The organism is Paenibacillus sp. FSL E2-0178 (assembly GCF_038593005.1).
GTDB classification, from domain to species: domain Bacteria; phylum Bacillota; class Bacilli; order Paenibacillales; family Paenibacillaceae; genus Paenibacillus_AQ; species Paenibacillus_AQ phytohabitans.
Window position 1 is genome coordinate 4,698,010 of the sequence record NZ_CP151953.1, and the last position, 11,969, is coordinate 4,709,978.

The 11,969-nt window shown below is 48.9% G+C and carries 13 protein-coding genes and 1 riboswitch; of the genes, 1 reads left to right on the forward strand and 12 read right to left on the reverse strand.

What is annotated here, in order from left to right; genetic code table 11:
* Positions 1–10: 10 nt before the first annotated feature.
* The 5 genes from rsmA to MHI42_RS20370 all read right to left on the reverse strand — a co-directional run bounded on the left by rsmA (position 11) and on the right by MHI42_RS20370 (position 5,588).
* Positions 11–895, reverse strand: a complete 885-nt coding sequence (gene rsmA, locus MHI42_RS20350; RefSeq protein WP_342420484.1) for a 16S rRNA (adenine(1518)-N(6)/adenine(1519)-N(6))-dimethyltransferase RsmA — start codon at positions 893–895, stop codon at positions 11–13.
* On the reverse strand, positions 892–1,443 hold the full coding sequence (gene rnmV / locus MHI42_RS20355; protein WP_171715665.1) for a ribonuclease M5: 552 nt from the start codon (positions 1,441–1,443) through the stop codon (positions 892–894). Before rnmV ends, rsmA begins: the two co-directional genes overlap by 4 nt.
* Before the next feature lie 160 nt (positions 1,444–1,603).
* A complete protein-coding gene (locus tag MHI42_RS20360) occupies positions 1,604–2,764 on the reverse strand; it encodes a G5 domain-containing protein (protein WP_171715666.1) in 1,161 nt (386 codons plus the stop codon).
* A 288-nt stretch (positions 2,765–3,052) separates the two neighbouring features.
* A riboswitch (cyclic di-AMP (ydaO/yuaA leader) is annotated at positions 3,053–3,282 on the reverse strand.
* A gap of 198 nt (positions 3,283–3,480) precedes the next feature.
* Positions 3,481–4,251, reverse strand: a complete 771-nt coding sequence (locus MHI42_RS20365) for a TatD family hydrolase (RefSeq protein WP_039305744.1) — start codon at positions 4,249–4,251, stop codon at positions 3,481–3,483.
* Positions 4,252–4,304: 53 nt separating this feature from the next.
* The gene (locus MHI42_RS20370) at positions 4,305–5,588 is read right to left on the reverse strand and encodes an HD domain-containing protein (protein WP_171715667.1); all 1,284 of its coding nucleotides are present in this window, start codon (positions 5,586–5,588) and stop codon (positions 4,305–4,307) included.
* Between the two features lie 304 nt (positions 5,589–5,892).
* Between MHI42_RS20370 and MHI42_RS20375 the strand changes: the two genes are divergently transcribed.
* Positions 5,893–6,147, forward strand: coding sequence for an AbrB/MazE/SpoVT family DNA-binding domain-containing protein (locus MHI42_RS20375; protein WP_019914502.1), 255 nt, complete (start codon positions 5,893–5,895; stop codon positions 6,145–6,147).
* 898 nt (positions 6,148–7,045) lie between these two features.
* Here MHI42_RS20375 and rsmI read toward each other — a convergent pair.
* The 7 genes from rsmI to MHI42_RS20410 all read right to left on the reverse strand — a co-directional run bounded on the left by rsmI (position 7,046) and on the right by MHI42_RS20410 (position 11,934).
* Positions 7,046–7,951, reverse strand: coding sequence for a 16S rRNA (cytidine(1402)-2'-O)-methyltransferase (gene rsmI / locus MHI42_RS20380; protein WP_246354103.1), 906 nt, complete (start codon positions 7,949–7,951; stop codon positions 7,046–7,048).
* The gene (locus MHI42_RS20385; protein WP_342420485.1) at positions 7,948–8,724 is read right to left on the reverse strand and encodes a tRNA1(Val) (adenine(37)-N6)-methyltransferase; all 777 of its coding nucleotides are present in this window, start codon (positions 8,722–8,724) and stop codon (positions 7,948–7,950) included. Before MHI42_RS20385 ends, rsmI begins: the two co-directional genes overlap by 4 nt.
* A 60-nt stretch (positions 8,725–8,784) precedes the next feature.
* Positions 8,785–9,147 carry a DNA replication initiation control protein YabA gene (yabA, locus tag MHI42_RS20390; RefSeq protein ID WP_039305729.1) on the reverse strand — a complete coding sequence of 121 codons (363 nt, stop codon included), beginning with the start codon at positions 9,145–9,147 and terminating at the stop codon, positions 8,785–8,787.
* A gap of 31 nt (positions 9,148–9,178) precedes the next feature.
* Positions 9,179–9,979 (reverse strand): stage 0 sporulation family protein, encoded by an 801-nt coding sequence (locus MHI42_RS20395; protein WP_039305726.1) that lies wholly within the window; start codon positions 9,977–9,979, stop codon positions 9,179–9,181.
* 149 nt (positions 9,980–10,128) lie between these two features.
* Positions 10,129–11,103: a DNA polymerase III subunit delta' gene (gene holB / locus MHI42_RS20400; protein ID WP_042132675.1), complete on the reverse strand. Its 975-nt coding sequence runs from the start codon at positions 11,101–11,103 to the stop codon at positions 10,129–10,131.
* Between the two features lie 17 nt (positions 11,104–11,120).
* Positions 11,121–11,564, reverse strand: coding sequence for a YaaR family protein (locus MHI42_RS20405; protein WP_039305718.1), 444 nt, complete (start codon positions 11,562–11,564; stop codon positions 11,121–11,123).
* 40 nt (positions 11,565–11,604) lie between these two features.
* Positions 11,605–11,934 (reverse strand): cyclic-di-AMP receptor, encoded by a 330-nt coding sequence (locus tag MHI42_RS20410; protein ID WP_036723983.1) that lies wholly within the window; start codon positions 11,932–11,934, stop codon positions 11,605–11,607.
* Positions 11,935–11,969: the final 35 nt, after the last annotated feature.

Below are 11,969 nucleotides of genomic sequence, written 5' to 3' on the forward strand. Positions count from 1 at the left end.
TTTCTGCTGATTATACGATTCCTGCGGTCAGCAGGACAGCGCTTAGCCGCGCATATTCCTCCAGGCTCAGTGTCTCTCCGCGGCGGGACGGCTCTATCCCTGCTTCAGCCAGCAGTGCCTCCAGACGCTCACGCCCCTCTTCAGCGAAGTAGCGGGCCTTCAGGTTATTGGCGATCGTCTTGCGCCGCTGGGTGAAGGATGCCTGAACAACATCGAAGAAATGCTTCTCATCGGCAACTTCAACCGGAGGGCGCTCTCTGACCTTCAGACGGATGACGGCTGACTCTACATTCGGCTGCGGAATGAACACTGTCCGGGGTACCATGCAGACCAGTTCGGGCTCGCTGTAATACTGGACGGCAATACTAAGGCTTCCGTACTCTTTGCCTCCAGGAGAAGCAGCCATACGTTCGGCAACTTCCTTCTGGATCATAACGACAATGTTATCAAGCGGCAGCTTCTCTTCCAGCAGCTTCATGAGAATCGGGGTCGTCACATAATACGGGAGGTTAGCCACTACGCTGACCCTGTCCACACCGGCAAAATCTTCGGCAAACAGCTCCTGCATGTTGACCTTCAGTACATCATCATTGCGGATCTTTACATGGGGATAGGGTGACAGGACATCCCTGAGGATCGGAATCAGTCTGCGGTCAATCTCCACCGCTGTGACCGCTCCTGCTGTCATCGCCAGCCTTTCCGTCAGGGCTCCGATACCCGGGCCAATCTCCAGTGCGCCTGCTGCAGAATCCAGGCCTGCGGCATCGACAATTTTGTCCAGAATATTCTGGTCGATCAAAAAGTTCTGGCCCAGGCTTTTTTTGAACGAAAACCCGTACCGCTGTATGATTGCTTTGGTTCTAGTTGGGGATGAGATATTCAGAGTGTCGCTCATGAAGTAATGCCTCCCTGATCAATTTGGGCGAGAGCGCGCGCGAACTCTTCGCGTGTAATACCGAACATCGCCAGACGCTTGTACAGCTGCTTGCCGTTGCAATAACCGATACCCAGCAGATTGCCAAGCTGCATTCTTCTCTCTGCTGCCTGTGCGTGTACCATCATACCTGCGGCCATAAGATCCTCCAGCCCGATTACAGCCGGTGCCCCTTCAAAAGAAGTATGGACATGCTCCAGCGCATGGCGGATGGCCTCAGGCGAGGCATTCTCCACACCTATATCCCCTTTGCGGGTAGCATCCTTCTCCGGAATGAATGCGTGCTTGCATCCGGGTACCTTGGAGGAGACAATTTTGCGAATCCGCTCTCCGGCATGATCGGGATCCGTGAGGATAATAACCCCTCTGCGTTCCATGGCTAATGTAATCTTTGCAATGACCTTACGGTCCACTGCGGAACCGCCTGTTTCAATCGTATCCGCTTCTACCGCCCGCTTAACGGCCACGGTATCGCTTTTACCTTCGACGACAATTAATTCTTTAATCATAAATAATTTACTCCCTTATTCTAAAACGCAAAAAGAAGAGGATTCGCTCCCCTTCTTTTTGGCTAAAGAATGTATAAGTGATGAGCGGCAGCTCTCTAAATTCCGTAAGTGCTACCCCCACTATATCTTATAAACCGCTAATTTGCAAAAGACTTGCCGCTTAATTAAGCTCCGGCTTCACAGGTCCAATCACATAGATGGTCCGCGACTTCCGGCCGAAATTACGGGCATGGCTAAGTGAATCGTAGTATACATCCACCTTGTTGCCTTTAATGGCACCGCCGGTATCCTCTGCTCGGCGAAACCCTAATCCCTCAATGTACACCCACCAGCCAATTGGTATTACATTCGGATCCACTGCAATAGTGCGGCCTTCCGTTACGCGTGTGCCGGAGGCGGTACGTGTTCCAATTCCCGGTTCTTCCGAGGAATAAGCCGTCATAGATACGTTTTTGATCATTTTTTTGTATTCAAAATCTACGCCTGCCTTGCTCGTGACGTTGTTGCTCTTCGCACTGACTTTGGATGATTTGGAGGTTGTTGTTGCTTTGGATGTAGTTGCAGCAGCTACAACAGGCTTCGGAACCGCTTTGGTACCGACAGCAATAACCTTATCTTTGGTTACCGTCTGAACTTCCTTGCCGACCATATTCATGGAGACTAGCTCCCCATCCTGATATACCTTCTCGATATGCTGGATGATCGCGCCCGGCTTGCCTGCCTGTGCAACTCTTACGTCTCCCTTATACAGAGAGGGGTCTGCGGTTTTGATGACCTTAAAAGGCAAGTTTACTGTCCGCTGTACGGTCTGCTTGGTAATACGGACAATCTTGACTTCCATGTCTGGTGTGACTGCGGTATCAAGCGAAGGGAAAATCTTGTCATTGCCCTCCAGGCTGTAACCCAGCTTGGTAATGGCATCTCCGAGCGAATCCTCGGTGGTGTATATGGTCTTGGTTGCACCGTCTGCAGTAAGCATAAGCTTCTGCGCACGGGTGATTACGACACGGTCGCCGTCTTGTATTTCATCACTAAGGCCAATAGATAGCTCATCATACGGCTGCAGCGAAATTTGTTCCTTTGCCAGCACATCACTGAGCAGCGCTTCCCGCGTCTCCAGTGTCTGTACCTGTCCGTCTATAACTAAAATAATTTCTTTATTACTCTGACCGTGTACGTACAGCAGAATTAACAGTGCGATAACAATCGATATCACACCTGCAAGTGAAAGTACGCGAGGATTCACTTGCTTCAACCGTAATGCGAAAGACCTGCTGGATGATTGCGAATCATGGGATACCTCTGGTTGGAATACGCCCACTCTCTCCATCCTCCTTACATAGCCCCGTCGTCCAAGTTATATCAAGGTGACTGCATCATTTCTGACGAAACTAGGTTTGAGATTGCAACAGGATACGCCCGCATTGCTCCAGCGTTTCCTGCTCATGGATCGCCTGCTCGGCATAGCTACTCCGGATATCTGTTATATAACAGTATGCCGGGAACATCCGCATTATTCAAAACAAAAAAAAGCCCAAAAAAGAGTTCACAGAGGACTCTTTCGTGGCTTCTCCGGTGTCGAATACGCGGGAATGTTTATGCACGAGGTTTCCTCTCTTACTTGCGCTTACGGGGTTAGCTGTCGGGTTCGGGCATAAGAGAGACGCCCTATCTCAGGTCACCCGCTCACGGCGGTTGCCCTCAAATTCACCCCAAAGACCACGTGAAGAAATCAAATAAATTCTGCGGCAATTCTGTGTTGTACTCTATGTACGGGCATGCGGCAGGGCATTTATTGGTTCCCCCGTTCTCCATACGGAGACTCAGCGAGACGATCCATGAAATAGTGACTGTCACAGTAACAACAGCTCACTGCACTGAAAAGATGATATCCTGTTTTGATGCATGTTGTAAAGGACGATTCAACCACGTTTACGTAAAAAAATGATTAAAATATTGTAATATTCAGCCGTTTTTAGACTATAAAAGTTTAATATATCGGCTATACTTCATTTTTCACCGCTTTTTCTCCCGTTTTCAGACAATCCCAAATCGTTCCAGTGCGTTCGCATACGTAATTTCAGCCAATTCCTGTAAATCAATCCCTTTTATTGCCGCAGCTGCCTCCGCTACCAGTCTTACATGTGCGGTCTCATTCCGCTTGCCGCGGAAGGGGTGCGGAGTCAAATATGGGGAGTCCGTTTCGATCAGCAGCCGGTCCAGCGGAGTCTGGGCGAGCACCTCTTTGGGCACCCTTGCATTCTTAAACGTAATCGGTCCGCCGAAGGACAAATGGAAGCCGAGATCCAGACACATTTTGGCGCTTTCCCAGCTGCCGGAGAACGAATGCATCACCCCTCCAACCTCACCCGCTTTTTCCTCCCGCAGAATCCGGATTACATCCTCGTGGGCATCGCGGTTATGGATACAGATTGGCATCTTCAGTTCACGTGCCAGGCCAATTTGCTTGCGGAATACCTCATGCTGCACATCCTTAGGAGAGGTGTCCCAATAATAGTCAAGTCCGATCTCACCGATGGCCACTACCTTGGGATGACTGCAAAGCGAAGCAATCCATTCGAGGTCGCCCTCCTTCATACTGAATGCATCCTGGGGATGCCAGCCCACCGCTGCATAAATATAATCATATTTCTCTGCGAGCTCCATCGTTGTCGGAATCGTCTCCCGGTTGAAGCCGATATTGATCATTTTACTGACTCCGGACTCCAGTGCCCGGGCGATTACCTCCTCGCGGTCCTCGTCGAATTGCGGAGCATCCAAATGGGTATGTGTGTCGAATAACTGCATTATATTTCATCCTTTCCGCCTTGATTTCTATGATGAATTACAAGTATTTTAGGTTATTTTGCAAAAATATCTGCGATGGAGGGCGGCAGCTGTGGAAGGGCTTTCTGCAGCCTGTCCTGCGGGAAATAGAGATGGTATCTGCCTCGGTGAATCCCGCTGATTGAGCGTACAATATCCGATACCTCAGAGATCTCCCGCAGCTTATCATGACGGTCCAGAAGCAGAATCTGTTTGCTGTCAAAAGCGTCCCCCGGACGGAATACATCATAAGGAAGATCTGTCGGAAAATCGATTTCCAGATCATAATCAGCACGCAGTCCGGCACCGGCAAAGCTGCGGCGGATTTCGTCAATTGTCTCTGTATCCAGATGCTCCATCTCCACATATTTATACAGTTTACGATGAATAAATCGGCTGCACAAGTCGCTTAAAATTTCATCACTCTCCAGCGTCCACTGCATGAAGGCTGTCTGCATCAATGCCTCATCCAGCAGCAGGTACTGCTCCACCGTTACATCCCCGCGGAACAAATCACTTAGCGGCTCAATCATGAACCGGAAAGCATAATCCTCCTGTACCAGCTCCTTGGCTCTGCGGAGAATCTGGCGCAGAATAATTTCCGAGCTGCGTGTTACCGGATGGAAATAGACCTGCCAGTACATCTGATAACGTGACATCAGGTAATCCTCAATCGCATGCATCCCGGATTCTTTAACAACTACCCGGCCGTCATAGGGACGCAGCATCCGCAGAATCCGGTCAATGTCAATGGTTCCGTAATTCACCCCTGTATAATAGGCATCACGCAAAAGATAATCCATCCGGTCCGCATCCAGCGGCCCCGACACCAAATTGACAACAATTTCATGCTCATACGTTTTGGAGATCACAGAGGCTACTTTTTTAGGAAAGTCCTCAGCTACATCACGCAGAATAGCGGTGATTTCCGTATCCTCCAGAATGATCCGGCAGGTCCAGTCCTCATGGTCCATTTCAAAAGCTTCTTCTATAGAATGGGAAAACGGGCCATGTCCCAAATCATGCAGCAGCGCCGCACACAGGGTAAGCAAACTCTCCTCAGGCATCCAATCCTTATATCCGCTCCGTTCAAACTGCGATATAATCCGCCGGGTAATTTCATAAACACCAAGCGAATGGGAAAACCGGCTGTGTTCTGCGCCATGGAAAGTCAGATAAGAGGTACCGAGCTGGCGGATGCGCCGCAGACGCTGGAACTCCTTGGTGTTAATCAGACGCCAGATAATGGTGTCCTGGACGTGAATGTAGTTATGAACCGGATCCTTAAATACCTTCTCTTCTGTCAGCGGTTGCTTCATGAGATCAACTCCTTTGAATAATATCCATAGAAATAGGGTGGAATTACAGTTATAATAATAAATATTGTCGTACTTTGTCGAATTATGACAATTTAGCAATTTACAAATCGACAAATATTTTCGAGGTTCTTTTTGGGATATATGCCTAACCAATGGCGGTATGAATGTTTCCTTCAAAGTTTCCTTAAAATTCGCCTCAAAAAAGGTTGACTGTTTTGGGAATGGTTGGTATTATAAATATCATAAAACAGTGAACAATGTCGAATATTGACGCTTTTGATAATTGAGAGGAGCAACGATTGTAATGATGAAATCAACAGGAATTGTACGTAAGGTAGATGAGCTTGGACGGGTCGTTATTCCAATTGAATTGCGCCGCACACTGGGTATTGGAGAAAAAGATGCGCTCGAAATTTACGTGGACGGTGAGCGGATCATGCTTAAGAAATATGAGCCTGCCTGCATTTTCTGCGGTAATGCTGAGAATGTAACCTATTTCAAAGGTAAAATTGTTTGTCATGAATGTATTTCTGCTATCCCTACCCCTGTGACAAACTAAACCAAATAGGTTATAATAGGAACTAATCAAATTGTTAATTCTAACCTTTTTATATCTCCTTGGCCTCCCGTTAGCGCGGGAGGTATTTTTTTGCACTTTTTTCGGGGACTTTCCCCGAATACCCCTTTACCCTATTTAAACATTAACTATTAAATTCATAACCCTTAGATCATAACCTTTACTTCTTCTTACCCTCCCAAACCCTCCCTATAGGGAGGGCCCCAAGGGCCCCGGCCCTCTGGACACCCGGAAGCTTGGCTAACTGTGCAGATGGGGCGGAAGGAAGTCATGTTCGGCGGTGGACCGGCCCTTTTCGGACTCCCTGAAGGTGCGTCCTCAGGGCCTTGCCATGCGCAGTGTTTCGCCGCACGCATCGCTCTTGCGGCGGTTGTGCGGCTTCGCTCTTAGGTGACGCTAGCAGTGGAACCGCTCTCCCTGCGGGAATTGCTTTAAGGCGGAGCCGATTAGCAACTTTGGTGCGTGCTGGTTATTTGCCTTCATGTTACCTTCGTGCTGCGGTACGCTCTCCCTGCGGGAATTGCTATGTCAGCGCGGCCAAATGACTTTCGTTCGGGCGATAGCGTAGGCGTAATATTGGATAATCAGTCTTGGAAAAACTGGATAACTGCATTCTGTGCAGTTATTTAATACCAAAGTGAGCGGCTGATTAATTTAGTTGTATTTCATACAATTATATCCATACATATCCTCTAAATTATCCTTTTTCCATAAATATAAATGTATAAACTACACTTATATCTAATATAAGGAATAATTATCTCCAAATAAGTGTACAGAATACAATTATTTCATCAAACATTCTAATCTTCTGAGCGATTTCGGAGTTTATCTAACAGATGCTTAACTCGCAATAATCGTGATCAGTTACGCTATTCCCTTATTCCCGCTCCAGCAGCGCATTATAAATATCGCGCTTGGCCAAGCCACGGTCAGAGGCCGCTTTTTTCATCGCGTCTTTGCGCGTCAAGCCTGAGGTTTCATAATGGGCAACATGAGCTTCGATGCTCAGCTCCCGCCACCAGGAAGACTCGGCGAGCTCCGCCTCTTCTTTGCTCTCTCCCTCAAGCACAATTACGTACTCACCAAGCGGAGGATGCTCCTCCAGCCAGGCACAGCATTCTTCAATCGTACCGCGAAGAAACTCCTCATACCGTTTGGTCAGCTCACGGGCCAGTGTAACCCGGCGGTTGCCGAAGGCTTCCTGCAAATGAACCAGCGTCTTAGCGACACGATGCGGTGACTCATAGAAGAGCAGTGTGCCCTGGGCGGAGCGGAGAGGTGCCAGAACGGCCCGGATATCCTTGCGCTCTCTGGGCAGAAAACCGATAAATGTGAAGCTGGCGGTAGGCAATCCTGAAGCAATCAAAGCTGACAGCGCCGCGTTAGCTCCGGGAATCGGAATGACCGGAATTTGATGCCTTACAGCCAGTGCTACCAGGTCCGCTCCAGGGTCTGAAATCGCCGGCAGGCCGGCATCGCTGACAAGGGCTAAATTTTTACCTTCTATTATATAGCGTATCAATTCAGGTCCGCTTGCCGCCTTATTATGCTCATGGTAACTGAACAGCATCGAGGGTGTAATTTCAAAATGGCTCAGTAATTTACGCGTCTGTCTCGTATCCTCTGCGGCAATAATATCGCATTCCTTCAGCGTTCGCACCGCGCGGTAAGTCATATCTTCCAGATTACCGATCGGAGTAGCCACCAGATACAGACAGCCGCATCCTTCGGGCTTTGCTCCGTCATTGTTATTTTGAAAGCTGCTTTGGCAGGTTATCGTCATTGGCTCTTATCCTCTTTGTTCCCATAATAAATATCCATTATCTCAGGGCAGTATTGATTGTCCTCATTATATACGATTAAAGGCGGTTGTAAACGCACCTCCGGCTTCCCGTCGCGCGCCGCTTCAATCAGTACCATATTCGCCTCCAGATGCGCACGGGGATGTACAAAGCGGATCAGCTTCGGTTCCAGCCGGTGTTTACGCATTAGACTGATGATATCCACCAGACGCTGCGGCTTATGTACCATACTGACTTTGCCTCCAGTGCGGACCAGCCGGACACAGGCCTGAATGACCTCCTCCAGCGTACAGCCAATTTCATGACGGGCCATGGCCTGATGTGAATTCAGCTTCAGGTCGCTCCCGTTAAGCGGCATATAAGGGGGATTAACCGTTATTGCATCATATACACCATACCCTGCGGTATTATGCAGCTCCCGCAAATCACCTTCATGGATCAGCACCTGCTCCTCCAGCCTGTTCAAAGCTACACTGCGCCGGGCCATGTCGGCAAGACGGGGCTGAATTTCTATCCCTTCAATAGAAGCTTTGGTACGCGTGGTCAGCAGCATAGGGATAACTCCGTTGCCGGTGCATAGATCAAGTACTCTTCCTCGTGGTGGTATACTGGCGAACCGGGCCAGCAGCACAGCATCCATAGAGAAGCTGAATACTTCATCACTCTGGATAATCCGCAGATCATGGGTTAGCAAGTCATCGATCCTCTCTGCACTATGCAAAGGCACCGGGGTATCGTCAAACGAATGGGTCATTGTACATTCCTCCAAATTCAAAAAAAACCGTAGGCGAAAATCTCCTACGGCTGGATATCCTCATTTATTAAGAAAAGAAAGGCAGAACAGACAATCGCCTTCCGTCCGCAAATGCCCGAAATAGACATTGCAGATGTGGAAACCTTCATGGTACAGTCTGGCCAGATTATCGTAACCTTCTCCGACAACCTCTTCTTTGCCTTCGGCAGCCAGTATAGCCTCCGCCTCAGCAGAAAGCGCGGCCTTATCCAGAGGGGCTTCCCTTTTCAATATGATACGTAGCTGCTCATTCTCCAGACTGAGCTTCTGATTTGCTTCCATCAGCTCTTTAACCGTCTGTTTCCAATCTCCTAGAGTGGCGCGCATTTCATCCATCTGCGCTTCCATCTCCTGCATGTGTGCAAATATATTTTTCTTCTCCAAGTTTCCACCCCGAAAGTAACCTTATAATGGTTTACTTGACGACAACATCATCCATTGGAAGTTCTTTAACTTTGCCCACTTCAAACAACTGCACATGAACCGTGCGGCTTCCGGCATTAATACCTACTACTTTGCCATCACCCAGTGAGGTTACGACGATTTTGCCTACCGCCGGCATTTCTTCCTTCGTGCTCTCATAATTATCATGCTCAAACTTCAGACAACACATCAGCCGTCCGCATAATCCCGAGATCTTGGTCGGGTTCAGCGAGAGATTCTGGTCCTTGGCCATCTTGATGGACACAGGCTCGAAATCACCCAGCCAGGAGGAGCAGCAGAGCACCCGTCCGCAAGGTCCAAGTCCACCAAGCATCTTGGCTTCATCACGCACACCAATTTGCCGGAGCTCGATGCGGGTTCGGAAAATACTTGCCAGGTCCTTAACCAGTTCGCGGAAATCCACGCGGCCCTCGGCAGTGAAATAAAAAATGATCTTATTACGGTCAAACGTAAATTCCACATCCACGAGCTTCATTTTGAGGCCATGATCGCGGATTTTATTTAAACAGGTGGTAAAAGCGTCCTTTGCAGCACCTTTGTTCTCTTCGACCACACGGGCGTCGGTTTCACCGGCAATACGCATGACCTTCTTGAGCGGCAGTACAACGTCTGCTTCCTGCACCTCTTTTTTGCCAACGACAACCTTACCGTATTCGACCCCTCTTGCTGTCTCAACAATAACGCATTGATCGCGTTCAATCGGGAAATCAAGTGGATCAAAATAATATATTTTACCCGCTTTTTTGAAGCGGACACCTACTACGCTGTACAAAAATTAACCCCCTTGTTTGCCGGTAAAAGGAATCCTTAAGCAAGCCTGCTTCCCAGATGATTCATGCTTGTCCTTCCTCATCCGTTAAACCTGTACTTCCAGGTGCTGAAGCGTTTATCCGGAGGATCTATCATAAATAACCCGGCCTGTTAACTTTCTAACCGGATTAAGAACTGCTCCAAACACAACTGGGTATTGGTATTGGAGCGGAGCCTGCGCTTGCTCTCCACCGCAAATTCCATGTAAGCCACCCATTGTTCCGTACTCCGCTGACGGGCAGCCTTGGAAATGAAGTCTAACTGATCTATGAAAACGATACTTTCGTGCTTTCGGTACAGGAAGTAGAGCATATCTTTGAACCATAAGTGAAACATGCTGAATAGAATATCCAAATGTTCACCAAGCCCGGTCTTGAACACCTTCTGCCCTGCAGTTGCTACTGCGGAGCTTCCTTTGCCCAAAGACTCCTTTGCTAATTGTAACACTAGATTTCTCATTTCTGCAAACCAATTCTGTGCCAAAAGTTCCCTGCAGCCGTCAAGACCTGCAGTCAGTGATACTGCGCACCGTGCCAGCGGCACCGGAACCCCTTCACTGGACAGCGCCTGAAGCATAATATCCGGATGCAGCGGGCTAAACGGAATCCGCTGGGTTCTGGACTGGATCGTCGGCAGCAGGGAACTGCTGTTATCAGAGATCAGAATTCCTACCGCAGGAGCAGGAGGCTCCTCCAGAAATTTCAGCAGACTGTTGGCGGCTTGCACCGTCATTTTGTCCGCTCCTTCTATAATATAAACCTTCGGGTTAATTCCTTCCGAGCGGTAGGAAAAAACACGCTGAAGTTCACGGATCTGGTCAATCTTAATACTCGCCCCGTCGGGCCGCAGCAACGATAAATCGGGATGGTTGCCATGCTCCACCTTACGGCACTCCAGACATTCCCCGCAGGCATCATCCTTGCACTTCGTGCAAAATATCGCTTGGGCGAACGTCATAGCCATTCTGACCTGGCCGCTTCCTGGCGGGCCGGTGAACAGATAAGCATGACTTACAGCGTCCTTGCGTAAGGCATTTTGAAGCAGCCGCTTGGCATCCTCCTGGCCTAATAGATCATGAAAAGACATATATTCCTCCAAGTTTGTCAGAACGAAAGGTTAATCAGCAGCCCGCGGATCTCTCCGACCCGTCCGAGCAGATCAATCCGGCCCTGCTCACTGTCCAGCAGATCATCTGCCATATTCAGCAGAGCGGCATCAATTTCATCCAGCAGCTTGTAGCGTTTGCCCCGGCCACGCCGGTCCCAGCCCTTGGTCTCCTTCAGGATCACTCCGCGGCGGGCGGTCTCCTCCAGGAACCGTTTGATCATGTTCCGGTAGATAGCCAGTTCACGGACGGTCATGGATTTGGAGAGCCGGTCGCCTTGCTGCTGGATATCTTTAATCTGGCGGTTCAGTTCATCTATTGTTTTTTGCTCACTTTGCTGTTGAAATACATCGGTAAAGTTCTTTTGCTGAACAGGCCGCCGGTCAGCTTCCGTGGTCGACAATTCACTTTTTAAGGGCCTGTAGCCCGGGTTGATCTTCAAAGGTATCTACCGCCCTTATGGTTTATTGCTATATTATGCGTTAGTAATGCTCGAAACGATCAACCGGAAGGACGAATACTGTAGCTCCGCCTACTTGAACTTCCACGGGAAGAGGCAAATATGAATCTGTCGTACCGCTCATCGGTGTTACAGGTGTGACCAATTGTTCACGTACTTTACAGCTGTTGCGGATTACACTCAGTACTGCATCAACCTGAATATCATCTACCCCAATCAGAAAAGTTGTGTTGCCCGCCCGCAAAAACCCGCCTGTACTGGCCAGCTTGGTTGCACGGAAATTCGCTTTGACTAGTTCACTGGATAGCCGGTTGCTGTCCTTGTCTTGGATAATTGCAATGATCAAATTCATCTTCGTTTCCCCTCCTGCATGTTGTGTAATCACAG